Source organism: Curvibacter delicatus NBRC 14919, assembly GCF_001592265.1.
Taxonomy (GTDB): Bacteria; Pseudomonadota; Gammaproteobacteria; order Burkholderiales; family Burkholderiaceae_C; genus Hylemonella; species Hylemonella delicata.
Window position 1 is genome coordinate 1 of the sequence record NZ_BCWP01000038.1, and the last position, 23,767, is coordinate 23,767.

General features: G+C 63.3%; 21 protein-coding genes and 1 pseudogene. 3 read left to right on the forward strand and 19 right to left on the reverse strand.

All coding sequences use genetic code 11. The features are described 5' to 3' along the window. The coding region (locus tag CDE01S_RS18260; RefSeq protein WP_157077142.1) for a helix-turn-helix transcriptional regulator at positions 1 to 172 on the forward strand (172 nt) is incomplete at its 5' end. 16 nt (positions 173 to 188) lie between these two features. On the opposite strand, the gene CDE01S_RS14990 is transcribed toward CDE01S_RS18260, so the two are convergent. The 5 genes from CDE01S_RS14990 to guaB form a co-directional block, all read right to left on the reverse strand. Then, entirely contained in the window at positions 189 to 713 is a 525-nt protein-coding gene (locus CDE01S_RS14990) for a helix-turn-helix transcriptional regulator (protein WP_066709326.1), read from the reverse strand. Positions 714 to 717: 4 nt separating this feature from the next. Continuing rightward, positions 718 to 993: a hypothetical protein gene (locus CDE01S_RS14995; RefSeq protein WP_066709329.1), complete on the reverse strand. Its 276-nt coding sequence runs from the start codon at positions 991 to 993 to the stop codon at positions 718 to 720. Between the two features lie 60 nt (positions 994 to 1,053). Beyond that, positions 1,054 to 2,310, reverse strand: a complete 1,257-nt coding sequence (locus CDE01S_RS15000; protein WP_066709331.1) for a tyrosine-type recombinase/integrase — start codon at positions 2,308 to 2,310, stop codon at positions 1,054 to 1,056. 310 nt (positions 2,311 to 2,620) lie between these two features. Continuing rightward, complete coding sequence (gene guaA / locus CDE01S_RS15005; protein ID WP_066709334.1) at positions 2,621 to 4,240, reverse strand: glutamine-hydrolyzing GMP synthase; 1,620 nt, start codon at positions 4,238 to 4,240, stop codon at positions 2,621 to 2,623. Between the two features lie 130 nt (positions 4,241 to 4,370). Next, complete coding sequence (gene guaB, locus CDE01S_RS15010) at positions 4,371 to 5,846, reverse strand: IMP dehydrogenase (RefSeq protein ID WP_066709337.1); 1,476 nt, start codon at positions 5,844 to 5,846, stop codon at positions 4,371 to 4,373. 138 nt (positions 5,847 to 5,984) lie between these two features. Here guaB and CDE01S_RS15015 point away from each other — a divergent pair, with 138 nt between their 5' ends. After that, a complete protein-coding gene (locus CDE01S_RS15015) occupies positions 5,985 to 6,476 on the forward strand; it encodes a DUF4124 domain-containing protein (protein ID WP_066709342.1) in 492 nt (163 codons plus the stop codon). A 9-nt stretch (positions 6,477 to 6,485) separates the two neighbouring features. Here CDE01S_RS15015 and CDE01S_RS15020 read toward each other — a convergent pair whose 3' ends face one another. Further along, a complete protein-coding gene (locus CDE01S_RS15020) occupies positions 6,486 to 6,821 on the reverse strand; it encodes an RnfH family protein (protein WP_066709344.1) in 336 nt (111 codons plus the stop codon). Positions 6,822 to 6,825: 4 nt separating this feature from the next. Next, on the reverse strand, positions 6,826 to 7,269 hold the full coding sequence (locus CDE01S_RS15025; RefSeq protein ID WP_066709346.1) for a type II toxin-antitoxin system RatA family toxin: 444 nt from the start codon (positions 7,267 to 7,269) through the stop codon (positions 6,826 to 6,828). Between the two features lie 70 nt (positions 7,270 to 7,339). On the opposite strand from CDE01S_RS15025, the gene smpB reads away from it, so the two are divergent. Beyond that, positions 7,340 to 7,813: an SsrA-binding protein SmpB gene (gene smpB, locus CDE01S_RS15030; protein ID WP_066709349.1), complete on the forward strand. Its 474-nt coding sequence runs from the start codon at positions 7,340 to 7,342 to the stop codon at positions 7,811 to 7,813. Between the two features lie 37 nt (positions 7,814 to 7,850). Here the strand turns inward: smpB and CDE01S_RS15035 are convergent, their stop codons facing one another. The 12 genes and pseudogenes from CDE01S_RS15035 to CDE01S_RS15090 all read right to left on the reverse strand — a co-directional run bounded on the left by CDE01S_RS15035 (position 7,851) and on the right by CDE01S_RS15090 (position 23,744). Further along, positions 7,851 to 8,969 carry an enoyl-CoA hydratase/isomerase family protein gene (locus CDE01S_RS15035; protein WP_066709352.1) on the reverse strand — a complete coding sequence of 373 codons (1,119 nt, stop codon included), beginning with the start codon at positions 8,967 to 8,969 and terminating at the stop codon, positions 7,851 to 7,853. Beyond that, positions 8,966 to 9,841, reverse strand: coding sequence for a DMT family transporter (locus CDE01S_RS15040; RefSeq protein ID WP_066709355.1), 876 nt, complete (start codon positions 9,839 to 9,841; stop codon positions 8,966 to 8,968). The genes CDE01S_RS15035 and CDE01S_RS15040 overlap by 4 nt, the downstream gene beginning before the upstream one ends. Before the next feature lie 10 nt (positions 9,842 to 9,851). Next, a complete protein-coding gene (typA, locus tag CDE01S_RS15045; protein WP_066709357.1) occupies positions 9,852 to 11,678 on the reverse strand; it encodes a translational GTPase TypA in 1,827 nt (608 codons plus the stop codon). Then, positions 11,675 to 12,625 carry a tRNA pseudouridine(55) synthase TruB gene (gene truB, locus CDE01S_RS15050; RefSeq protein WP_066709360.1) on the reverse strand — a complete coding sequence of 317 codons (951 nt, stop codon included), beginning with the start codon at positions 12,623 to 12,625 and terminating at the stop codon, positions 11,675 to 11,677. Before truB ends, typA begins: the two co-directional genes overlap by 4 nt. Positions 12,626 to 12,627: 2 nt before the next feature. Beyond that, positions 12,628 to 13,002 carry a 30S ribosome-binding factor RbfA gene (gene rbfA, locus CDE01S_RS15055; RefSeq protein ID WP_066709363.1) on the reverse strand — a complete coding sequence of 125 codons (375 nt, stop codon included), beginning with the start codon at positions 13,000 to 13,002 and terminating at the stop codon, positions 12,628 to 12,630. 6 nt (positions 13,003 to 13,008) lie between these two features. Then, complete coding sequence (infB, locus tag CDE01S_RS15060; protein WP_066709366.1) at positions 13,009 to 15,888, reverse strand: translation initiation factor IF-2; 2,880 nt, start codon at positions 15,886 to 15,888, stop codon at positions 13,009 to 13,011. A gap of 24 nt (positions 15,889 to 15,912) precedes the next feature. Continuing rightward, positions 15,913 to 17,409, reverse strand: a complete 1,497-nt coding sequence (gene nusA, locus CDE01S_RS15065) for a transcription termination factor NusA (protein ID WP_066709368.1) — start codon at positions 17,407 to 17,409, stop codon at positions 15,913 to 15,915. Positions 17,410 to 17,525: 116 nt separating this feature from the next. Beyond that, positions 17,526 to 18,089 carry a ribosome maturation factor RimP gene (rimP, locus tag CDE01S_RS15070; protein ID WP_066709370.1) on the reverse strand — a complete coding sequence of 188 codons (564 nt, stop codon included), beginning with the start codon at positions 18,087 to 18,089 and terminating at the stop codon, positions 17,526 to 17,528. Between the two features lie 128 nt (positions 18,090 to 18,217). Then, positions 18,218 to 19,831: pseudogene (locus tag CDE01S_RS15075) on the reverse strand (ABC transporter ATP-binding protein). After that, positions 19,828 to 20,862: an ABC transporter permease gene (locus CDE01S_RS15080; protein WP_066709373.1), complete on the reverse strand. Its 1,035-nt coding sequence runs from the start codon at positions 20,860 to 20,862 to the stop codon at positions 19,828 to 19,830. Before CDE01S_RS15080 ends, CDE01S_RS15075 begins: the two are co-directional and overlap by 4 nt. Continuing rightward, positions 20,862 to 21,896, reverse strand: a complete 1,035-nt coding sequence (locus tag CDE01S_RS15085) for a microcin C ABC transporter permease YejB (RefSeq protein WP_066709376.1) — start codon at positions 21,894 to 21,896, stop codon at positions 20,862 to 20,864. Before CDE01S_RS15085 ends, CDE01S_RS15080 begins: the two co-directional genes overlap by 1 nt. Before the next feature lie 3 nt (positions 21,897 to 21,899). Next, positions 21,900 to 23,744, reverse strand: coding sequence for an extracellular solute-binding protein (locus tag CDE01S_RS15090; RefSeq protein WP_066709379.1), 1,845 nt, complete (start codon positions 23,742 to 23,744; stop codon positions 21,900 to 21,902). Positions 23,745 to 23,767 lie beyond the last annotated feature (23 nt).

Here is a 23,767-nt window from a genome sequence, read left to right on the forward strand (position 1 = left end):
CGGTGAGTTTCCGCGTCGCTTCAACCTGACGCCGCGCTGCGTCGTGTGGGACTTGGCCGAGGTGGAAGCGTGGCTCGAGCATCGCAAGGAAGCTCGTCGCGGCAGCGTCTCGAAACCGGATGTCCACCTACGAAAAACCCGCCCTGTTCGGGCGGGTTCGAGTGGGGGATGAAACAGGGCAACGCCCTTTATCCGACCAAGGCTTGCAGTTCCTTGGACGCCGAGTGCGGCAGCCGCCGGCCTTCCTTCGCCACGTTGACCTGCAAGGCCACCCGCGCCACGTCCAGCACGTCCTTGGCCAGCGAGTAGCTGCCCTTGGCCTGCATCCAAGTCAGCACGTCCGCGAGGTGCCAGATCGACGCGCTGCCCTCATGCACTGGCGCCGGGAAGCTGCCCGGATGGGCCAACATCAGCTTGCGCATGTTCTGCCGCGATACGCCCACGATGTCCGCCACATCGGTCAGCCCAACCAGATCCGGTGCCACCTCGATCAGCTTGGCCGACGGCGCCGCACGGCGCACGTCCGCCAATGCGCTGCGCACGGCGGCACCGGCGTCGGCCGCTTCGCGGGTGAACTCCAGCGCCAGACGCCCCGGCTGCCCGATGCCGACCAAGGCATCGTCGCAGCCGGCTTCGCCCAGGCGCTCCACCAGTGCATCGGGGTCGCGGTCATCGTCCGTGAGCTGGTATTTCAGAGTAAAGGTGTATTCCATCGCGCTACTCCTTGGCACCATCATCGGCGTCGCGCTGCGGCCGGTGCGTGGTGCAGTTGTCCACGACGCGCCGCAAGGCGCGCGCGTGGTTGCCGGGATTCTTCGGCGTGCTCCATACGCTGGTGATACAGAACTCGCCGCAGCGACATTCTTCATCGTTGTACGGGCAGTACATCCGCCCCCAAGCGTGGCTGCCGCCGACTTCGACGCGCCAGCCCTGCCCTTCGGCGTGCCTGAGAGCTTCCTCGACCTCTTTCTTCGGATGAGGGGAACGAGCCATCAGTGATCTCCAGTATGGGGATGATTGGCTGGGTTGTCAAGTGACAACCAAACCGCTGTTTCAGGCCATCGCGCTCAACGCCGGCACCACCACGTTCGCCGGCAGCAGCTTCGGCACGTAGGTCTGCCCGCCGCCCCAGGCATCGACCAGGTTGGCCCACTCTTGCAGCATGTGGCGCCGCTGCTCGGCGTACTCGGCCTTGTTGTAAACCGAGCGCGAGGAACGCCCGTCCTCGTGCGCCAGGCACTTCTCGATCCAGTCGCGGTTGAAGCCGATTTCGTTCAACAGCGTCGAGCCGGTGCGGCGCAGGTCATGGACGGTGAAGGGTTGCAGCGGCAGCCCCTTGGTCTTTGCCGCCTCCACCACGAGCCCCGTGACGCGATTCAAAGTGGCGTTGGACATGCACCGCTCTGCATCGTAGCGAGAAGGAAAAACAAACCTTGATCCCGCCGCGCAGGCGTGCAACGTCACGAAGATGTCGAGCGTCTGGCGCGATAGATAGACCACGTGCGGGTTGCGCCCCTTCATCCGCTGCTTAGGAATCGTCCAGGTCTTGCTCTCGAAGTCGACCTCATCCCAAGTGGCCTGGATCAGTTCGCTCTTGCGTACCAGCGTCAGCAGGATCAAGCGCAGCGCCAGCTTGATGGTCGGATAGGTCGCCACCGATTCCATCTGCTGCATGAACAGCCGAATTTCCAGCGGCGACAGGGCGCGATCTTTCGGCACAAAGGTGGCGATCGAGGCCGCGCCCACGCTGTCGGCGGGGTTGTCCACCTTCTCACCGTGGGCGATGGCGTAGACATAGACCTGCTTCACGATGTCCCGAATCTGTACCGCCGTGGCCGGCGCTCCACGCTCCTTGACCTTGTTGCACAAGGCCCGCAGGTCTTCGGCCTGGATTTCGGTCAGCAGGCGATTCTGGAAGACCGGCAGGATGTCCCGGTCGATGATGTGCTTGCGCATGGCGCGGGTGCTGTCGGCCAGCCTTGCGTTGGCCAGCCACGTCTCCATCACCGCGCCGAAGGTCTTGATGGCGACCACCCGGCGTTTCTCACGCTGCTTTTCCAGCGCGGGCGAGACACCCTTGAGAACGGCTTTGCGCGCGTCCAGCAGCAGTTCGCGCGCCATTGCCAGCGAGATGCCACCAGGGCCATAGCGTCCGAGGGTCAGCGTCTCGCGGCGGCCGTGGAGCCGGTAGTCGTAGCGGAACGTGATCGTTCCGCCAGGCGATACCGTCACGTACATCCCGTCTCGGTCAGAAGCCTTATAAATCTTGGACTTAGGTTTGAAATTGCGTAGTGCAGCGTCGGTCAGCATTGAGGTTTCCTCCGGCATGTGACGGATTTACCGTCAGGTTTTACCGTCAGGGACCTGGAGACCTGCTGATGTCCGGAAAGCCCCATGAAACAAGCTTTCCCGAGAAGGCTTTTACCGTCAAAGACGGTAAAAGTCTGAATAGTGAACGAGAGTGTCTTAATCCGGCCTCGATTTTTACCGTCAGCTCTACCGTCAACTTTTTCTGCTGGCCGGCGATAGCTACCGATAGCTGCCGTGACGTATTTTCTTCTAAATCAACGCGTTACGTCAGTTTTTCGATAGCTAGCGATAGTCCTCGAAGGACATAAATTCACTCCCACTCGATGGTGGCCGGCGGTTTGCTGCTGACATCGTAGGTGACGCGGTTGATGCCACGAACCTCGTTGATGATGCGGCCCGACACTTTCTTGAGCAGTGCATAGGGCAGTTCTGCCCAGTCAGCGGTCATGAAATCACTCGTCTGCACGGCACGCAAGGCCACCACGTAATCGTAGGTGCGGCCATCGCCCATCACGCCCACGCTCTTGACCGGCAGGAACACCGTGAAGGCCTGGCTGGTCAGGTCGTACCAGCTCTTGCCGGAATTCGGCTCGATGGTGGACCGCAATTCCTCAATGAAGATGGCATCGGCGCGGCGCAGCAGATCGGCATAGTCCTTCTTGACTTCGCCCAGGATGCGCACACCCAGACCCGGTCCCGGGAAGGGATGGCGGTACACCATGTCGTGCGGCAAGCCCAGCGCCACGCCGAGTTCACGCACCTCGTCCTTGAACAGGTCGCGCAGCGGCTCCAGCAACTTCAGACCCAGTTGCTCGGGCAGGCCGCCGACGTTGTGGTGGCTCTTGATGGTGACGGCCTTCTTGCTCTTGGCGCCGCCGGACTCGATGACGTCCGGGTAGATGGTGCCCTGCGCCAGGAAGGTCGCTCCTTTTTTGCTGGCGCCCGAGGCCGTCAGCTTGGCAGCTTCCGCCTTGAAAACGTCAACAAACAGGCCGCCGATGATCTTGCGTTTTTGCTCCGGATCGCTCACCCCTGCCAGCTTGCCCAGGAACAGCTCGCTGGCATCAACGCGCACCACCTTGGCGTGCAGCTTGCCGGCAAACATGTCCATCACCATGTCGCCTTCGTTGAGGCGCAGCAGGCCGTGGTCCACGAAAACGCAGGTCAGCTGGTCGCCAATGGCCCGGTGGATCAGCGCCGCAGCCACCGAGGAATCCACGCCGCCGGACAGGCCGAGGATGACCTCCTCGTCGCCCACCTGTTTGCGGATGGCTTCCACTGCTTCGGCGATGTGGTCACGCATCACCCAGTCTGGGGTGACGGCGCAGATGTCCAGCACAAAGCGTTCCAGAATCGCCCTGCCCTGCACCGTGTGCGTGACCTCGGGGTGGAACTGCACGGCATAGAAGCGGCGCTGCTCATCGGCCATGCCGGCAATCGGGCAGCTCGGCGTGGACGCCATCAGCTTGAAGCCGGGCGGGAATTCGGTGACCTTGTCACCGTGGCTCATCCAGACCTTGAGCATGCCGTGGCCGTCGGCCGTGGTGAAATCGGCAATGTCCTTGAGCAGCGCCGTGTGGCCGTGGGCCCGCACCTCGGCATAACCGAACTCGCGCTGGTGGCCGCTTTCGACCTTGCCACCGAGCTGCTGCGCCATGGTCTGCATGCCGTAGCAGATGCCCAGCACCGGCACGCCCAGTTCGAACACCGCCTGCGGCGCCTTGTCGGTCGTTTCCTCGTAGACGCTGGCATGGCTGCCCGAGAGGATCACGCCCTTGAGCTGGCCGTCGGCTGCGTACTGACGAACCCACTCGTCACTCACGTCGCAGGGATGCACTTCGCAGTACACATGGGCCTCGCGCACGCGGCGCGCGATCAGCTGGGTAACCTGGGAGCCGAAGTCGAGGATAAGAATCTTTTGGTGCTGCATAGTCATGCGAACAGTACAGGTGTCTTCAATCCAGGAACACCGCGGATCCGGCTCTGCCGGTCCGCTGGTGTTGCCCCCTGCAAGGGGGGTGGCGCAGCGACACGAAGTGCGCGCAGCCTGGGGGTATACCTTAGTCCGCCCGGTAATTGGGCGCTTCCTTGGTGATCTGCACGTCGTGCACATGGCTTTCGCGGATGCCGGCGGTGGTGATTTCGACGAACTCGGCCTTGTTGTTCATCTCTTCAATCGTCGCGCAGCCGCAATAACCCATGGCCGCACGCACGCCGCCGGCCATCTGGAACACGATGGAGACCATCGAACCCTTGTAGGGCACACGGCCTTCGATGCCTTCGGGCACCAGTTTGTCGGCATTCGGATTGCCGGTGCTGGACTCCTGGAAGTAACGGTCGGCACTGCCCTGTTGCATGGCGCCGATGCTGCCCATGCCGCGATAGCTCTTGTAGCTGCGGCCCTGGTACAGGATGACCTCGCCGGGCGCTTCTTCGGTGCCGGCGAACATGCCGCCCATCATGATGGTGCTGGCGCCAGCGGCCAGGGCCTTGGCGATGTCGCCGCTGTAGCGGATGCCGCCGTCGGCAATCAGCGGCACGCCGGTGCCCTTGAGCGCCGTGGCCACGTTGTCGATGGCCATGATCTGCGGCACACCCACACCGGCCACGATGCGGGTGGTGCAGATGGAGCCGGGACCGATGCCGACCTTGACGGCATCGGCACCGGCTTCGGCCAGTGCCAGCGCCGCGGCGCCGGTGGCGATGTTGCCGCCGATCACGTCCACCTGCGGGTAGTTCTGCTTGACCCAGCGCACGCGTTCGATCACGCCCTTGCTGTGGCCGTGCGCCGTATCGACCACGATGGCATCGACACCGGCCTTGACCAGGGCTTCAACGCGCTCTTCCGTGCCCTCGCCCACACCGACTGCCGCACCGACGCGCAGGCGGCCCGAGGCATCGCGCGCGGCGTTGGGGAAGCTGGTCTGCTTGGTGATGTCCTTCACCGTGATCAGGCCCTTGAGTTCGAAGGCGTCATTCACCACCAGAATGCGCTCCAGCTTGTGCTTGTTCAGCAAAGCCTTGGCCTCCGCAGGAGAGGTGCCTTCCTTCTCGTTGACCGTGATGAGCTTCTCGCGCGGCGTCATGATCTGGTGCACCTTGACGTCGTAACGGGTTTCAAAGCGCAGGTCGCGCCCCGTCACGATGCCAACCACCTTGCCGCCGTCGCACACCGGGAAACCCGAAATGCCCAGTTGCTCGGAGAGCTGCAGCACCTGCAGCACCGTGTGTTCGGGGGTGATGACCACCGGGTCGCGCAGCACGCCGGACTCATAGCGCTTGACCTTGGCCACGTGGGCAGCCTGGTCTTGCGGCGTGAGGTTCTTGTGGATGATGCCGATGCCGCCTTCCTGGGCAATGGCGATCGCCAGACGGGCTTCCGTGACCGTGTCCATGGCGGCGGACACCAGCGGCAGGTTCAGGGCGATGTTGCGGGAGAAGCGGGTCGCAAGGGAAGTGTCCTTGGGCAGGACCTGGGAGAACGCTGGCACCAGCAACACATCGTCGAAGGTGAGCGCTTTACCGAGAAGGCGCATGTGAAAGCTCCAAAAAACGGATTGTACCCGCCTCGCCGGCTTTTTTCATGGCGACCGGGTCGACAGACGGACTGATGGGGCTGCCTGATGGCACCCAAGCCCTGTCTCGCAAGCCGTCTTGGACGCTACACTGCCCGCATGAAGCTTGTCCAGCCCCTCATTGCCATCACCGCCCTCGCCTTTTCCCTTTCCGCTTTTGCCCAGTGGCAGTGGATCGACAAGGCCGGCCGCAAGGTCTTCAGCGACCGGCCGCCGCCAGTGGACGTGCCGGAGAAGAACATCCTCAAGCAGCCCGGCATGTCTGCGCCAGCCGTCGAGACGCCCGCCAGCAATACCACGGCAACGCCCGCTGCTTCAGCCACCAAGGCGACGGGGGAAGACAAGGAGCTGGCTGAGAAGAAAAAACAGGCTGCCGATGCTGAAACAGCCAGACGCCGGCAGGAAGAGGAACGCGTGGCACGGGCCCAGGCTGACAACTGCAACCGTGCACGCCAGGCCAAGGCCAGCCTGGATGCCGGCGTGCGTCAGATGCGCATCAATGAAAAAGGGGAACGTGAGTTCCTGGATGAAGGTGGCCGTGCCTCAGAGGCACAGCGCCTGCAGGGCATCATCGACGAGAACTGCAAGTAAGGCTGACGCTCAGTAGCCGGTCTTGGCGCCGGGCCTTTGCCGGGCGAACAGACCGGTCGTACGGGCACCTTGCTTGGCGAAGCGTTCACGCCGCGCCACCTTGGGGTCGACCCGCAACGGCCGGTAGATTTCAAGCCGGTCGTCTGCTCGCAAGACCTGATCCATTGTGGCCTTGCGTCCCCAGATGCCCACTCCGGCAAGCCGCCAATCCAACTCCGGAAAGAGTTTCTGCAGTCCGCTCTGTTCCAGCGCCTGTGCCACCGTCGCCCCGAGCGGCAGGCACAGCGGGATTTCATGCACGACACGCGCGCTGGGAGAAAAGGCGACGGTGATCTCGATGTGCATCTTTTCAACCGCCGTAGACCTGTTCAGCCCGTTTGACGAAAGCGTCGACCAGACTGGCGGCGATGCGGTCGAACACCGGCCCCACCAGCTTGCCCAGTACCGCATTGGAAAAACCATAGTGCAGCGTCAGCTCCACCTTGCAGGCGCGCTGATGGCCCTCGCCCACCGGCAAAAAGGTCCAGCGACCTTCCAGCTTGGAAAAAGGCCCGTTGACCAGCTGCATACTGACTTCGCGTCCAGGCACATGTTCATTGCGCGTGGTGAAGGTTTGCCGGATGCCGCTGAATGAGATGCCGACTTCAGCCGTCACGCCGCTGGCGTGCTGCTCCAGCACCCGGGCGTGATCGCACCAGGGAAGAAACTTGGGGTAGTCGGCCACACCTGTGACCAGCTCATACATTTCCTGCGGGCTGTACCAGATCAGGACGGACTTGTGAACAGTTTTCATAGAATGCAGGGTTGGCACACGCCAAACCACCGGCAATTGTAAGTTTGCGGTGTGTCCCCATCTGACTTCCATGGCCAAAAAACCCGATACCTCTTCCCGCATTGCCGACAACAAGAAGGCCGTCTTCAACTATTTCATTGAGGAGCGCTTCGAGGCCGGCATGGTGCTCGAGGGTTGGGAGGTGAAGGCCGTGCGCGAGGGCAAGGTGCAGCTGACCGACGGCTACGTCGTGATCCGCGACGGCGAGATGTACATCATCGGCTGCCAGATCAACCCGCTCAAGAGCGCATCGACCCACGTGACACCCGATGCCGTGCGCACCAAGAAACTGCTGCTGAAGAAGGACGAGATTCGCCGTCTGATCGGCAAGGTCGAACAAAAAGGCTACACCCTGGTGCCGCTGAACATGCACTGGAAGAACGGCCGCATCAAATGCGAGATCGGGCTGGCCAAGGGCAAGGCCGAGCACGACAAGCGCGACACCATCAAGGAGCGCGAAGGCAAGCGCGAGGTGGAGCGCGCCATGAAGGGCCGCAACCGCTGATCAGCGAATTCCGGCCTGGTTCTCTGGCGTGGCCCCTTCAGGCAAGGTCGCGCAGCGGATGCGCATAGGCCGGCCAGGGCGAGACGAAGAAGCCCGCCACCATCTCCGGCGTCACCTCCTCGATGCGTGCCGGATTCCAGTGCGGCGTCTGGTCCTTGTCGATCACCAGGGCCCGGATGCCTTCCATGGTCTCGGTCGAAGGGCCGAAGCGGTCCAGATGCAAAGAGGTAAAGCAGTGACGCACGATGTCGCGTTCCAGCCGGAGGTCTTGTGCCAGTGTCATGCCGCGGGCGCGGCGTACCAGTTCCAGCGTGACCGCCATCATCAGCGGCGATCGTTTGCGCAGGGTGTTTGCATTGGCACGTGCCCAGTCTGAATCGGCCTTGTCCAAGGCATGGAGGATGTCGGGCACGGAACCGAGGCCAAAATAACGGTCCATGTCGGCCCGGGCCGGCGCCCCCTGGTCTTCGCATGCGATTGAATAGGTCGCAGCCCAGGCATTCAATGCGGCCTCGTCCACCCTTGGCATGGCAGCCAGGCCATCCCATGCGGCACCCAGCAGGCTCGGCTCAAAACAGGCGTCAGCCAGTTTCATGGCCAGCGCATTGCCAGCGTCGATGACGTCGCCCGTCAGGGCCAACCATTCCCCCGCACGGCCCGGACAGCGGCCCAGGAACCAGCCACCGCCGACATCGGGAAACAGGCCGATGTTGGTCTCCGGCATGGCCATCTTGGTGCGGGGCGTCACGATGCGCAGCTTCGCGCCTTGGCTGATGCCCATGCCGCCGCCCATGACGATGCCGTCCATGAAGGCAATGTAGGGTTTGGGGTAGTGATGGATCAGGTGGTTGAGCGAGTACTCCTCGGTGAAGAAGTCCTCCAGCTCGGCATTGGCGGCCATCACGGCCTGATGAAAGAAGCGGATGTCTCCGCCGGCGCAGAAAGCGCCGAATGGCCCCTCCTTGCCCATGCCGCGAATGGCCACGGCCTGCACCTGTTCATCCTCGCGCCAGGCCAGCAGGGTGGCATTAAGCGCCCGGATCATGGGCAGCGACAGCGCATTGAGCGCACGAGGCCGGTTCAGGGTGATGCAGCCGATGTGGCCGCGAATCTCGGTAAGGACTTCAGGGCAGCTGTAGTTGATGGCGTGATTCATCGTTTCTTGTTCCAGAGCATCCATTCATTGACCAATAGAGCGAACAGCACTAGCGCCCCGCCCTGCAGGATCGAGGTGCTCGGCCGTTCACCGGCACCCACCCAGACCAGCAGAATGCCGAAAAGGATCTCAAGCTGTGCCAGCAGCGATACCTCGGGCGCCTTCAGGACGCGTGCGCAGACCACCAGAAGCGTACAGGGAATCGCCAGCTGAACCAGTCCCAGAAGTGCCAGCAGGCCGATGTCGTGCGCCGTTGCCTGTAGGGGCAGCGCCAGCGGTAATGTGACCAGTGCGGAGATCAGGCCGCCGACCAGCACCGAGGGCACCAGATCGACGTCTTCCCCCTTGGCGTGGGCGTGCTGCACCACGATCCAGTTGATCGCGGCCGTCAGCGGGACCAGCAATGCCACGGCCATGCCCTGCCAGCTGTTCCCCCCAGCCTGGCCGCCGAACATCCAGACCATACCCAGGCCGGCCAGCACAATCGTCAGCCAGGTAAACCAGACGATGTGTTGCCGCAGGAAGATGCGCGCCAGCAGCGCGGTAAACAGCGGATTGAGGGACGAGATCACGAGCACGCCGGCCACGCTGGTCATGGTCAACGCCAGCATGAAGGACGTGAACATCCCGCTCCAGCACAGGCCGGACCACCAGAGCGCAGGTGGCGCCCTGCGCAACTGGTGCCACACAGCGGTGGGGCCGCGCCACAGCGGCAAGATCACCAACAGTGAGACGGCCGTGAAGAAGCTGCGCCAGAACGTCACCTCGAAGCTGCGCGCAGACTCCAGATGACGCGTGACCACGCCGGCGATGGACCACATCAGGGCCACCGCCACCATCAGGAACACGGCCTGCTGATGGGTGAGTCGCATCGACCTTTTATCAGTCGCGCTTGGAGCGCTTGCGCTCGTTCTCCGTCAGGAAACGTTTGCGCAGGCGCACGCTCTTGGGCGTGATTTCCACCAGCTCATCGTCCTCGATGAATTCCACGCCGTATTCCAGCGTGAGGTCGATCGGGGGCGTGATCTTGATCGCGTCTTCTTTGCCGGAGACGCGGAAGTTGGTCAGCTGTTTGGTACGCGTGGCATTGACCACCAGGTCGTTGTCGCGGCTGTGGATGCCGACGATCATGCCTTCGTAGACCGGGTCGTTGGCTTTCACGAACATGCGGCCGCGGTCGTCCAGCTTGCCAAGGGCGTAGGTGAAGATTTCACCATCGTCCATGGAGATCAGCACGCCGTTCTTGCGGCCGGCGATCTCGCCCTTGTGCGGCTCGTAGCCGTCAAAGATGTTGGAGATCAGACCGGAACCGCGCGTCAGGTTCAGGAATTCGTTGGAAAAACCGATCAGGCCACGCGCCGGGATGCGGTATTCCAGGCGCACACGGCCACGGCCGTCCGGTTCCATGTTCACCAGTTCGCCCTTGCGCTCGCCCAAGGCCTGCATCACGGCCCCCTGGTGCTGCTCTTCGATATCGGCCGTCACCAGCTCGATCGGCTCGCACTTCTCGCCGTTGATCTCGCGGAACACCACGCGCGGCTTGGAAACGGCCAGCTCGTAGCCTTCGCGGCGCATGTTTTCCAGCAGGATGGTCAGGTGCAGTTCGCCGCGACCGGCGACTTCAAAGATACCGTCCTCGTCGGTTTCCTTGACGCGCAAGGCCACGTTATGCTGCAGTTCTTTCTGCAGGCGATCCCAGATCTGGCGGCTGGTGACGAACTTGCCTTCGCGGCCGGCCAGCGGCGAGGTGTTGACACAGAAGTTCATGATCAGGGTCGGTTCGTCGACCTTCAGCATGGGCAGCGGTGCCGGGTTGGTCGGGTCGGTGATGGTGACGCCAATACCGATTTCGTTGATGCCGTTGATCAGCACGATTTCACCGGGACCGGCTTCCGTCGTCTGCACGCGGTCCAGGCCCTGGAACGTCAACACCTGGTTGATGCGGCCTTTGACCGACTTGCCATCCGGACCTTCCATCACCAGCACGTCCATGCCGGGCTTGATGGTGCCCTGGCTGATGCGGCCGACGCCAATCCGGCCCACAAAGGTCGAAAAGTCGAGCGCAGAAATCTGCAGCTGCAGCGGCGCGGCCGGATCGCCCTTCTGGGCCGGCACATGCTTCAGGATGGTGTTGAACAGGGCCGACATGTCGGAGCCCCACTGCTCACCCGGAGCCCCCTCTTCCAGAGATGACCAGCCGTTGATGCCCGAAGCATAGACCACGGGGAAATCCAGCTGCTCGTCCGTCGCCCCCAGCTTGTCGAACAGGTCGAACGCGGCGTTGACGACCTTGTCAGGGTTGGCGCCCGGCTTGTCCACCTTGTTCACCACCACGATCGGCTTGAGACCCAGCGCCAAGGCCTTCTTGGTCACAAAACGGGTCTGAGGCATCGGGCCTTCCTGCGCGTCGATCAGCAGCACCACACCGTCCACCATGGACAGCGCACGCTCCACTTCGCCGCCGAAGTCGGCGTGTCCAGGGGTGTCAACGATGTTGATGTGTGTGCCTTCCCAGCTCACGGCGCAGTTCTTGGCCAGGATCGTGATGCCACGTTCCTTTTCAATGGCGTTGTTGTCCATCACGGTGTCGACCACTTTCTCGTGCTCGGCAAAGGTGCCGGACTGGCGCAGCAGTTGGTCGACCATGGTGGTCTTGCCATGGTCCACATGGGCAATGATGGCAATGTTGCGGATCTGTTTTTTACTCATGTTTCACTCTCCAAAATCTGTTGTATCTCTAATGGGCTCAACAGGCGCCCGGGGATCAGCTCACCGGCCTTGACATGGGCCGTGCCCAGCAGGGCATGCGGTTCTTCGCCGTACACGGCGACCCGCTCGGTATCCGGCCATGAACCGCGGCGGCGCAAGCCGCTCAGGAAACGTCCGGCATTCTCGGGGTCGAGCGTGACGGCGGCATGACCTTCCAGCAGCGCATCGACCGGTTTCAATTGCGACAGGCGCTCGGACTCTTCCATCGTATCCAGCTCGGCCAGCGTGACGCACTGCGACACGTCGAACGGCCCGGTGGCGATGCGACGCAAGGCCACCAGGTGACCGCCGCAGCCCAAGGTTTCGCCGATGTCCTCGCCCAAGGTGCGGATGTAAGTGCCCTTGCTGCATGTCACACGCAGGCGAAGGCTCGGCGCATCGCCCTGCAGCTGCGCTTCGAGCAGCTCCAGTTCATGGATCACCACGTCACGCGCTTCGCGCTCTACAGTTTCGCCCTCGCGGGCATATTCATACAAGGCCTTGCCGTCCTTCTTCAGGGCGCTGTGCATGGGCGGCACCTGGCGGATCGGCCCCATGAACTGGTCCAGCACCTCGACGACCTGGCCCAGGCTGCAATTGACGGGCCGCGTGGCCACAACGTCGCCTTCGGCATCCGCGGTGCTGGTGCGGATGCCCAGGCGTACCGTGGTCTCGTAGGTCTTGTCGGCATCCAGATGCAGCTGGCTGAACTTGGTCGCCGCGCCAAAACACAAGGGCAGTACGCCGGTGGCCAGCGGATCGAGTGTTCCGGTATGCCCGGCCTTTTCCGCACGCAGCAGCCACTTGGCCTTCTGCAAGGCCTGATTGCTGGACAGCCCCAGCGGCTTGTCCAGCAAAAGCACCCCATGCACGGGGCGCCTGGGCACCCTCGTGCGCGGCGCGTTCATCGTCAGTCCTCGTTTTTGGAACGCGAAGCCACGGCCTGGGCGATCAGGGCATTCATGTCCGCCGCCCGCTCCGTGGTGCGGTCAAACAGGAAATGCAGTGTCGGCACCGTGTGAATGTGCAGACGCTTGAACAGCCCGTTGCGCAGGAAACCCGCCGCCTGGTTCAACGCCTCTTCTGTCTGCCGCGGATCGCCGACCAGCAGACTGAAGAAGACCTTGGCATGCGCGTAGTCCGGCGTCACCTCGACCGCCTGGATCGTCACCATGCCCACGCGCGGGTCCTTCAACTCGCGCGCGATCAGCTCCGTCAGATCGCGCTGGATCTGATCGGCCACTTTGAAACTCCGGTTCGGAGCTGATGACTTCTTGGCTGCCATAGAGGATCAGATGGTACGGGCGATTTCCTTGACCTCGAAGAACTCCAGCTGATCACCTTCCTTGATGTCGTTGAAGTTCTTGAGCTTGATACCGCACTCGAAGCCTTCCTTGACTTCCTTCACGTCATCCTTCAGGCGCTTGAGCGAATCGAGCTCGCCGGTGTAGATCACGACGTTGTCGCGCAGCAGGCGGAAATGCGCGCTGCGGTTGACGAAGCCGGAGGTGACCATACAACCCGCCACCGTGCCGATCTTGGATGCCACGAACACCGTACGGATCTCGGCCATGCCGATGACTTCTTCCCGCTTCTCCGGTGCCAGCATGCCCGACATGGCTGCCTTCAGGTCATCCACAGCGTCGTAGATGATGTTGTAGTAGCGGATGTCGACATCGTTGCTCTCGGCCAGCTTGCGCGCACCGGCATCGGCACGCGTGTTGAAGCCGATGATCACCGCCTTGGAGGCAATGGCCAGGTTGACGTCCGACTCGCTGATGCCGCCAACCGCGGAGTAGACCATCTGGACCTTGACTTCGTCGGTCGACAGCTTGAGCAGGGAAGCGGCCAGCGCTTCCTGCGAACCCTGCACGTCGGCCTTGACGATGATGGGCAACGTCTTGACTTCGCCGGCGGCCATGTCGGTGAACATGTTCTCCAGCTTGGCCGCCTGCTGCTTGGCCAGCTTGGTGTTGCGGAACTTGCCGGCACGGTAGGTGGCGATCTCACGGGCACGACGCTCGTCGGTCATCACCATGAACTCGTCACCGGCTTGCGGCACTTCGGTCAGACCCTGGATTTCCACCGGAATGGAGGGACCTGCCGCCTTGATCGGCTTGCCGTTCTCGTCCAGCATGGCGCGCACGCGGCCATAGGTCTGGCCGGCCAGCACCACGTCGCCGGTGCTGAGCGTACCGGACTGCACCAGCACGGTCGCAACCGGTCCACGGCCCTTGTCGAGACGCGCTTCGATCACCAGGCCCTTGGCCATGGCATCCACCGGCGCCTTGAGTTCCAGCACTTCAGCCTGCAGCAACACCTGCTCCAGCAGGTCGTCGATGCCCTGGCCGGTCTTGGCCGACACGGGCACGAAGGGTGAGTCGCCGCCGTATTCCTCGGGCACCACTTCCTCGGCCACCAGCTCCTGCTTCACGCGCTCGGGGTTGGCGTCGGGCTTGTCGATCTTGTTGACCGCCACCACGATCGGCACCCCGGCTGCCTTGGCGTGCTTGATGGCTTCTTTGGTCTGCGGCATGACGCCGTCGTCGGCCGCCACCACCAGAATCACGATGTCGGTCGCCTGGGCACCGCGGGCACGCATGGCGGTGAACGCCTCATGGCCCGGGGTGTCAAGGAAGGACACCATACCGCGCGGCGTTTCCACGTGGTAGGCACCGATGTGCTGCGTGATGCCGCCGGCTTCGCCCGAAGCCACTTTGGCGCGGCGGATGTAGTCCAGCAACGAGGTCTTGCCGTGGTCGACGTGACCCATGACGGTCACCACCGGCGCACGCGGCAGGGCTTCGGCATGGTGTGCCGATGCTTCCTCTTCGGTGAAGGCCTCCGGGTCGTCCAGAGCGGCCACGATCGCCTTGTGGCCCATTTCCTCCACCACGATCATGGCGGTGTCCTGATCCAGCGGCTGGTTGATGGTCACCATCTGGCCCAGCTTCATCAAGTGCTTGATGACCTCGGACGCCTTGACCGCCATCTTGTGGGCCAGTTCGGCCACCGTGATGGTTTCGGGCACATGGACCTCGATGACGCGGGCTTCAACCGGTGCGGCCTGAGTCTGCTGTTCATCCCGGTCACGGTCGTTGCCGCGTCGGCCCTTGGGACCGCTGCGCCAGCTGCCACGGCCCACGCCGCCACTGGAATCGCCACGGGTGGGAATACCCTTTTTCTTGGCCGGATCGCCAGCCCAGCTGCTGGACAGCTTGGCCGACTTGACTTCCTTGCCTGCGCCGGGGCCCGTGCCGGCACCGGCCGCAGGGGCTGCCTTGGCAGCGGTGCTGCCGGTTGCCGGCTTGTGCAGGGTGCCCTTCATGCCCGCTTTGCCGGCTTCAGCCGGCTTGGCGGTCTTGGGTTCTTCCTTCTTGGCCACCAGCACGCTCTTGGCCGGTGCGGCCATCATGGAGCGGATGGCCGCAGCTTCGGCTTCGGCCTTGCGGCGGCGCTCGTTCAGGTCCTGGGCACGTGCAGCCTCTTCCTCGGCACGTGCCTTGGATTCAGCAGCGGCTTTTTCACGCGCTTGGGCTTGTGCCGCAGCACGTGCAGCGGCTGCCTCGGCGGCCTCAGCGGTCGCATCGGTCTTGCTGGCGGTGGCCTGGTTCTTCTTTTCCGCTTCGGCGGCAGCGTAGGCTGCGGCACGCTCTTCCGCTTCGCGTTCGCGCTTTTCAGTCTCTTCGCGCTGGCGGCGTTTTTCGGCCAGATCCTCTTCCTGGCGGCGAATCAGCTCAGCCTGGCGACGGGCCTCTTCCTCGCGCCGGACGAGCTCGGCATTGTCAATGGCCGGGGCAGTTGCCGGGGCTTCAACCTGGGCTTCCGGTGCCGGTTCGGCGGCAGCGCCCTCGGCACCCTCGGTGCCTTCATCGCGGCGGACAAAGGTGCGCTTCTTGCGCACTTCAACCTGGATGGTGCGGGCCTTGCCGGTGGCATCAGCCTGCTTGATCTCGGTGGTCGACTTCTTGACCAGCGTGATCTTCTTGCGCTCAGGGGCAGCCGTGCCATGGCTGGCCTGCAGGTAGTTCAGCAGGCTGTGCTTGTCGGCATCGGTCAGGGTGTCGGCGGCAGATGCCTTGGACACGCCGGCAGCCTTGAGCTGCTCGATCAGCGTTTCAGTGGATTTCTTGAGTTCGGTTGCAAACTCGGCGACGGTCGTACTGGACATTTGTTGGGTAACCTTTCATGACCGTTACTCTTGAGAGGCGGCATCATTGGTGAACCAATGTTCGCGCGCCTTCATGATCAGGGCCTTGGCTTCATCCGCAGACTGGCCAGTGATATCAGTGAGTTCGTCCACGGCGAGATCCGCCAGGTCATCGAGGGTGTGAACGCCGTTGTCGGCCAGCTTGGCAATCAGCTCCGGCGTCAGGCCTTCGAGGTCGCGCAGATCCTGCGACACTTCCTCGACGCTTTCCTCGCGGGCAATTTCCATGGTCAGCAGCGCATCCTTGGCGCGGGCGCGCAGCTCGTTGACCGTGTCCTCGTCGAAGCTCTCGATTTCCAGCATTTCCTGCAGCGGCACATAGGCCACCTCTTCCAGGCTGGTGAAACCTTCGGCGATCAGGATGTCGGCGATTTCCTCGTCCACATCGAGTTTTTCCATGAACAGCTTGCGCAGCGTGCCGGTTTCGTCGGCCTGCTTCTGGGCCGATTCGGCCGCGTCCATGATGTTGATCTTCCAGCCCGTCAGGTCGGACGCCAGGCGCACGTTCTGACCGCCGCGGCCGATGGCAATCGCCAGGTTTTCCTCGTCCACCACCACGTCCATGGCGTGCTTTTCCTCGTCCACCACGATGGACTGCACGTTGGCGGGGGCCAGGGCACCGATCACGAACTGGGCCGGATCTTCGCTCCACAGCACGATGTCCACGCGCTCGCCTGCGAGTTCGTTGGTGACGGCGTTGACGCGCGTGCCACGCACACCGACGCAGGTGCCGATCGGATCGACGCGCTTGTCGTGCGACAGCACGGCGATCTTGGCGCGCGAGCCGGCATCACGGGCGCAGGATTTGATCTCCAGCAGGCCCTGTTCGATCTCGGGCACTTCCTGACGGAACAGCTCGATCATGAACTCGGGGGCCGAGCGCGACAGGATGATGGGCGCGCCGCGCAGCGTCAGGTCCACTTCCATGATCATGGCGCGCACGCGGTCGCCGGTACGCAGGTTTTCCTTCGGGATCATCTCGCTGCGGCGCAGACGACCTTCGACGCGACCGGACTCGACAATGATGTCGCCCTTGTCCATGCGCTTGACGGTACCGACGAAGATCTTGTCGCCGCGCGACATGAAGTCGTTGAGCAGCATTTCGCGCTCGGCGTCACGGATCTTCTGCAGGATGACCTGCTTGGCGGCCATGGCGCCGATGCGGCCGATCGGCACCGAGTCCACCGATTCCTCGATGTACTCGTCCACCTCGATGTCGGGGATCTGTTCCTTGGCTTCGAACAGCAGGATTTCCTGGTCGGGCAGCTGCAGGCCGGCCTCGTCGGGAACGACGTGCCAACGGCGGAACGTTTCGTAGTTGCCGGTGTCGCGGTCGATGGCGACACGGATGTCCACATCGCCCTCGTAGAGCTTCTTCGTGGCTTGCGCCAGTGCGGCTTCGACCGCACCAAACACCAGGTCACGCTCAACGTTCTTCTCGCGTGAAATGGCTTCCACCAGCATCAACAATTCGCGATTCATGCCTTTAACCTCCATAACCAGATGAGCGCGGAGCCTTGCCCCACACCCGCTCGAACTCACATTGCTAAACCCAAACCATCGCTCCTGCCGAAGGCGCTGCCCCGGCAAGAACGTCCTTAACCTTCTGCTGCGCCGCGGCCCTTGAAGCTGACGATCGGCGCCAGGCGTGCCTCACGCAGCTCATCCAGCGTGAAGCCCAGCGCCTGCACCGGTGCCGGCGGGCGCTTCTTGCTGACCTTCTGCCCCGGCTTCACTGGCGGCTCGTCGCTCCAGACGATCTGCCAGCCCTGGCCGCCTTCGGCGCGCTCCAGCGTGCCGCGAAACTTCTTGCGGTTGGCGCTGACCTGGCCGGCCGCAGCCGCACCCATGGGCGCCTTGAGCGTGATGTCGATCACCTGGCCGGCAAAACGCTCGAAATCTTTTTCATGACGCAGCGGACGGTCGATGCCCGGCGAGGACACCTCGAGCCGCTTGTATTCGATGCCATCGACTTCCAGCGCAAACTGCAGCTGGCGCGTGACCTTCTCGCAGTCCTCGACGTTGACGAACTGCTCGGCGGCTTGCGGATCCCATGGCAAATCGATCGTCACGCGCAGCAAACCCCCAGCAGAGCGCTCGATCTCCACCAAGTCATAACCGAGTCCGGTCACAGTTTGTTCGACGATGTCCTGTAATGCCACGTGTGTCCTGTTGCCCCATCAAAAGCGTTCGACCAAAAAAAACGGGCGGTTGGTAATCCGCCCGTTTGGTCGAGAATTGTCGAATTGTAGCCGAAAAACAGGGCTAATGCCTTGATTTTCAAGCTGATTTAGCCTGCGGAACGGACCAGTGTGCGGGTGTACGGATGGCTGGGCGCATCCAGCACGGCTGAAACGGCGCCGGACTCGACGATCCGGCCGTCTTTCATGACGAGAACCTCGTGCGCCATGGCCCGGATCACGTCCACATCGTGGGTGATCAGCAGGTAGCTCAGGCCCCGCTCGCGCTGCAGGCGCTGGAGCAACTGCAGCACCTGCTTCTGGATCGTCACATCGAGCGCGCTGGTAGGCTCGTCCAGCACCAGCAGGCGCGGCTCGACGATCAATGCCCGGGCAATGGCCAGCCGCTGGCGCTGGCCACCGGAAAACTCGTGCGGATAACGCTGCAGCAGGCCCGGGTATTGCGACTCACCCAGGCCAACCTCGTCCAGGGCCCGCAGAACATGCGCTCGTCGCTCCTGGATCGATAGCAAAGGTGCATGAACCAACAGCCCCTCCCCTACGATCTCTTCCACCGTCAGGCGTGGCGACAGGGAGGAAAACGGGTCCTGGAACACCACCTAGACCACCTTGCGCAGCGCCCGGTTGTGCGCCTGCTGCTGCCCCCAGGCCTGCCCGGCCACCCGCAGCTCGCCGGTGAAGGTCTGCAGGCCGAGCGCGGCCAGGGCCAGGGTCGACTTGCCCGAGCCGGACTCGCCGATCACACCCAGGGTATGACCGGGCGGGATGGTGAAGGCCGCATCGTGCACCGCCACGAACTCGCCATGGCGGAACCAGCCGCGCACGCCAGGCAAGGGCGTCGGGTAGCCCACACGCAAGCCGCGGGCCTGCATCACCGGTGCCGCGCCGGCGGCTACGGGCGTCTCCTGCACATCGCGCACCGGCCTGCTGTCAATCAGGCGCCGGGTGTAGCTGTGCTGCGGGTTGGCAAAGACCTCGGCCACCCGTCCCTGTTCGACGATGTGGCCGTTTTCCATCACGATCACGCGGTCGGCAAAACGGTGCACCAGGTTCAGGTCGTGCGTGATCAGCAGCACCGCCATGCCGTTCTTCTGCTGCAGGCCGGTGAGCAGGTCGAGGATCTGGCCGCGCAGGGTGACGTCCAGCGCCGTGGTCGGCTCGTCGGCCAGCAGCAGCCGCGGCTGGCAGGCCAGCGCCATGGCAATCATGGCGCGCTGGCGCTGGCCGCCGCTCAACTGGTGCGGAAAGGCCTTGGCACGCCGCGCCGGCTCCGGGATGCCGGTGTCGGCCAGCAATTGCACAGCCTGCACCACCGCGTCCGCCCGGGCCAGGCCCAGCTTGAGTTCCAGCACCTCGGCAATCTGCTCTCCCACGGTGAACAGCGGGTTGAGCGCCGTCATAGGCTCCTGGAAGATCATGGCGATGTCGCGGCCGCGGATGCCGCGCAACTCATGCTCCTGAATCGATAGCAGGTCGCGCATGCCCGATGAGGGCTGGAGGCCGGAAAAGCTTGCAACGCCAGAAATGGCGGCGTTTTGCACCAGGCGCAGCAGGCTCAGGGCCGTGACGGTTTTGCCCGAGCCGGACTCCCCCACCAACGCCACCTTTTCTCCCGGTGCAACCTGGAAATCGAGACTATGCACGACCTCCTTGCCGCCGAAGGCGACACGCAGGTTTTTCACGTCCAGCAGAGTACGGCTCATTTTTCTGCCTTTCGCGGATCGAGCGCGTCGCGCAACGCATCGCCCATGAAGGTCAGCAACAGCAGCGTGACCACCAGCACAGCGAAGGTGCTGAGAGAAATCCACCAGGCATCGATGTTGTTCTTGCCCTGCGCCAGCAGCTCGCCCAGCGACGGCGTGCCCGGCGGCACGCCCAGGCCCAGGAAATCAAGCGAGGTCAGCGCCAGGATGGCCGCGCTCATGCGAAACGGCAGGAAGGTCACTACCGGCGTCAGGCTGTTGGGCAGGATGTGGCGCCAGATGATCTGCCAGTTCGACAGGCCCAACGCCCGCGCCGCGCGCACGTAGTCGAGCTGGCGGTTACGCAGGAACTCGGCCCGCACATAGTCGGACAGCCCCATCCAGCCGAACAGGCTGAGCAGGATCAGCAGCAACGCCACGCTGGGGTCGAACATGGCGGAGAAGATGATCAGCAGGTACAGCTCGGGCATGGAGCCCCAGATCTCGATGAACCGCTGGAACCAGAGATCGGTCTTGCCGCCGAAAAAGCCCTGGATGGCCCCGGTGACCACGCCCAGCAACACGCCAACGACCGTCAGCGCCAGCGCGAACAGCACCGAGATGCGAAAACCATAGAGCAGCCGCGCCACCACGTCGCGCCCGCGGTCGTCCGTGCCCAGCCAGTTGTCGCTTGAGGGTCCGCTCGGGTTGGGTTCCTTGGCGAAGTAGTTGATGGTGCTGTGGTGGTAACGGTTGAGCGGGTACAGCGCCCAGTTGCCGGGTTGGGCGAACTGCTGCTGGATGAAGGGGTCGAGGTAGTCGGTCGGCGTGGCGAAATCGCCGCCGAAGGTAGTCTCCGGCACGTTGCTCAGGATCGGCACATACCACTGGCCGTTGTAGCGCGCCAGCAGCGGCTTGTCGTTGGAGATCAGCTCGGCGCCCAGACTGAGCACGAACAGCGTGCAGAAGATCAGCAGGCTCACGTAACCGAGGCGGTTGCGTTTGAAGCGCTGCCAGGCGCGCTGCGAGGGAGAAAGAGAAACAGCGCTCATCAGTCGAACTTCACTCTTGGGTCAACCCAGACATAACAAAGGTCTGAAATGAGCTTGGTCACCAGGCCGATCAGCGTGAACAGGTAAAGCGTGCCCAGCACCACCGGGTAGTCGCGCCGCATCACCGACTCGTAGGACAACAGACCCAGCCCGTCGAGCGAGAACAGGGTCTCGATCAGGAGCGAGCCGGTGAAGAAGGCGCCGATGAAGGCGGCCGGGAAACCGGTGACGATGGGAATGAGCGCATTGCGGAACACGTGCCGCCACAGCACGCGGTTCTCACTCAGGCCCTTGGCGCGCGCCGTCAGCACGTATTGCTTGCGAATCTCCTCCAGAAAGGCGTTTTTGGTGAGCATGGTGGTGACAGCAAAGGCACCCAGCACGCTGGCGGTGATCGGCAGCGTGATGTGCCACAGGTAGTCCACCACCCTGGCGCCCCAGCTCAGGGTGTCCCAGTTGCTGGAGGTCAGGCCGCGCAAGGGGAACCACTGCAGTTGGCCGCCAAAGATCACCAGCAAGGCCACCCCCAGCACGAAACCCGGAATGGCGTAGCCGATCAGCACGAGCAGGCTGGTGAGGGTGTCAAACCGGCTGCCGGCGCGCACCGCCTTGGCGATGCCCAGCGGCACCGAGATCAGGTAGCTCAGGAAGAAGGTCCATAGGCCCAGGCTGATGGACACCGGCAGCTTTTCCTTCACCAGTTCCCACACGCTCTTGGGATAAAAGAAGCTCTTGCCCAGGTCGAAGCGGACGTACTGCTTGAGCATCTGCCAGAAGCGCTCAGGGGCCGGCTTGTCGAAACCATAGAAGGCGCGGATCTCGGCGATGCGCGCGGCGTCCACGCCCTGGCGGCCGCGGTAGCCGGCACCGGCGCTCGCGGCGCCCTCCCCGCCGCTGTCGCGCCCCTGCAGTTGCGCCACCATCTGTTCCACCGGCCCGCCCGGCACGAACTGGATGACAACAAAGGTCAGCAGCAGGATGCCGAACAGGGTCGGAATCATGAGCAGCAGGCGCTTGAGGATGTAGGCCAGCATGGTTTATTTCCCTTCCTGGGCCGCTTGTGCCCGGTTGGCCGGGGAGGCCCACCAGACGGACGTGACCCAGCTCTCGGGCTGGTAATAACGCGGCGTCACCGCCGGCTGCTCGAAACGACCGGCACGCCAGGCCACCCGGTGCACGCTGCCGTACCAGTGCGGCACGGCGTAGTGGCCGTGGCGCAGCACGCGATCGAGCGCACGCAGCCGGGCCACCAGTTCGGACCGGGTCTGGGCTGAGATCACCTGGTCTAGCAGCGCATCAACCGCCGGGTTCTTGATGCCGATGACATTCATCGAACCTTCGGTATCGGCCGCCTTGGAGCCGAAACGCTCCAGCAGTTCGGTACCCGGCGCCTCGCTACCGATCAGGCGGTTGCTGATGACATCGAAGTCAAACACATCCAGCCGCTTTTGCAGGATGGCGAAGTCGACCACCTTGTAGTTCACGGCAATGCCCAGCTTTTCCAGATTTCGGGCATAAGGCGTCACCACCCGCCCCATGGAGCCAGAGTTGTCGAGGAACTCGATGCTGAAGACGTCACCCTTGGCGTTGCGCAGCGCGCCGTCGCGGTAGGTCCAACCAGCCTGGGCCAGCAGATCGCGGGCGCGGCGCAGGTTGTCGCGCAGGGTATGGCCGGAGGCTGGGTCCAGACTGGTGAAGGGCGGCTGCGGCACGTCGTCGGTAAAGACGGCCGGCGGCAGTTGGCGGCGCAGTGGCGCCAGCACCGCCAATTCTTCGGTCGATGGTTTGCCCTGGGCCTCGAAGTCGCTGCCGACGAAATAACCGCGCACCCGGGTGTAGGCGTTGTAGAACAGCTGGCGGTTGAGCCACTCGAAGTCCATCGCCAGTTCGATGGCCTCGCGCACCCGCACATCCTTGAACTTGTCGCGCCGCAGGTTGAACAGAAAACCCTGGAAGTCGCCGGCGTTGCCGTGCTTGAGCTCCTTCTTGATCAGTTCGCCCTTGTCAAACGCCTTGCCTGTGAAGGCACGCGCCCATTCGCGCGCGATGAAGGCCTGGATGTAGTCGAACTCGCCGGCCTTGAAGGCCTCCAGCTGGGCGGTGTTGTCCTTGTAGATCTTGTAGGTGATGCGGTCGAAGTTGAACAGGCCGCGCCGCACATTAAGGTCGCGCGCCCAGTAGGCCGGGTCGCGCTCGTAGCTGATGTCCTTGCCGAAATTGACCTTGCCGATGCGGTACGGGCCGCTGCCGATGGGCGTGTCGGTCACGATCTGGTCAAGGGGTTTTCCGCCTCCCCACTTGCGGCTGAAGACCGGCAGGCTGCCGGCAATCAGTGGCAGTTCGGCGTTAACGCGCCGGAAGTCGAAGCGCACCACCCGTTCGCCCAGCACCGTGACGCCCTTGATCTCGCCGAAGATGGTGCGGTACTGAGGCGCGGCTGCCAGCGAGGTCAGCTGGTCGAAGGAGTGCTTCACATCAGCCGCCAGCACCGGCTCGCCGTTGTGGAAACGGGCTTGCGGATTGAGTGTGAAGACGGCGGACAGTTTGTCGGTCGCTACCGTGACGTCCTGCGCCAGCAGGCCGTAGGCAGTGGTCGGTTCGTCCAGCGTGCCGGTCAGCAGGGACTCGAACACCAGGGCTCCCAAGCCGGGGGGTGCGCTACCCTTGAGGGTGAACGGGTTGTATTTGTCAAAATTGGACAGCCGCGTGGGCGGCACCAGCGTGATATCCCCGCCCTTGGGGGCCGCCGGGTTGACGTAATCGAAGTGGGCAAAGCCTGCGGGATACTTGATGTCACCGAACTGGGCGTAGGCGTGGGACGCCGAAGCCGGTATGCTGCACAGCAGCGAAACAAGAAGAAGCAGAAAACGGTAAGTCCGCATGCGACAATTCTGCCCAATAAATT

Excerpts from the sequence above, each read along its gene's own strand:
- CDE01S_RS14990 (WP_066709326.1), bottom strand. The coding sequence starts at position 713 with ATGGAATACACCTTTACTCTGAAATACCAGCTCACGGACGATGACCGC.
- CDE01S_RS14995 (WP_066709329.1), bottom strand. The coding sequence starts at position 993 with ATGGCTCGTTCCCCTCATCCGAAGAAAGAGGTCGAGGAAGCTCTCAGG.
- CDE01S_RS15000 (WP_066709331.1), bottom strand. The coding sequence starts at position 2,310 with ATGCTGACCGACGCTGCACTACGCAATTTCAAACCTAAGTCCAAGATT.
- guaA (WP_066709334.1), bottom strand. The coding sequence starts at position 4,240 with ATGCAGCACCAAAAGATTCTTATCCTCGACTTCGGCTCCCAGGTTACC.
- guaB (WP_066709337.1), bottom strand. The coding sequence starts at position 5,846 with ATGCGCCTTCTCGGTAAAGCGCTCACCTTCGACGATGTGTTGCTGGTG.
- CDE01S_RS15015 (WP_066709342.1), top strand. The coding sequence starts at position 5,985 with ATGAAGCTTGTCCAGCCCCTCATTGCCATCACCGCCCTCGCCTTTTCC.
- CDE01S_RS15020 (WP_066709344.1), bottom strand. The coding sequence starts at position 6,821 with ATGCACATCGAGATCACCGTCGCCTTTTCTCCCAGCGCGCGTGTCGTG.
- CDE01S_RS15025 (WP_066709346.1), bottom strand. The coding sequence starts at position 7,269 with ATGAAAACTGTTCACAAGTCCGTCCTGATCTGGTACAGCCCGCAGGAA.
- smpB (WP_066709349.1), top strand. The coding sequence starts at position 7,340 with ATGGCCAAAAAACCCGATACCTCTTCCCGCATTGCCGACAACAAGAAG.
- CDE01S_RS15035 (WP_066709352.1), bottom strand. The coding sequence starts at position 8,969 with ATGAATCACGCCATCAACTACAGCTGCCCTGAAGTCCTTACCGAGATT.
- CDE01S_RS15040 (WP_066709355.1), bottom strand. The coding sequence starts at position 9,841 with ATGCGACTCACCCATCAGCAGGCCGTGTTCCTGATGGTGGCGGTGGCC.
- typA (WP_066709357.1), bottom strand. The coding sequence starts at position 11,678 with ATGAGTAAAAAACAGATCCGCAACATTGCCATCATTGCCCATGTGGAC.
- truB (WP_066709360.1), bottom strand. The coding sequence starts at position 12,625 with ATGAACGCGCCGCGCACGAGGGTGCCCAGGCGCCCCGTGCATGGGGTG.
- rbfA (WP_066709363.1), bottom strand. The coding sequence starts at position 13,002 with ATGGCAGCCAAGAAGTCATCAGCTCCGAACCGGAGTTTCAAAGTGGCC.
- infB (WP_066709366.1), bottom strand. The coding sequence starts at position 15,888 with ATGTCCAGTACGACCGTCGCCGAGTTTGCAACCGAACTCAAGAAATCC.
- nusA (WP_066709368.1), bottom strand. The coding sequence starts at position 17,409 with ATGAATCGCGAATTGTTGATGCTGGTGGAAGCCATTTCACGCGAGAAG.
- CDE01S_RS15080 (WP_066709373.1), bottom strand. The coding sequence starts at position 20,862 with ATGAGCGCTGTTTCTCTTTCTCCCTCGCAGCGCGCCTGGCAGCGCTTC.
- CDE01S_RS15085 (WP_066709376.1), bottom strand. The coding sequence starts at position 21,896 with ATGCTGGCCTACATCCTCAAGCGCCTGCTGCTCATGATTCCGACCCTG.
- CDE01S_RS15090 (WP_066709379.1), bottom strand. The coding sequence starts at position 23,744 with ATGCGGACTTACCGTTTTCTGCTTCTTCTTGTTTCGCTGCTGTGCAGC.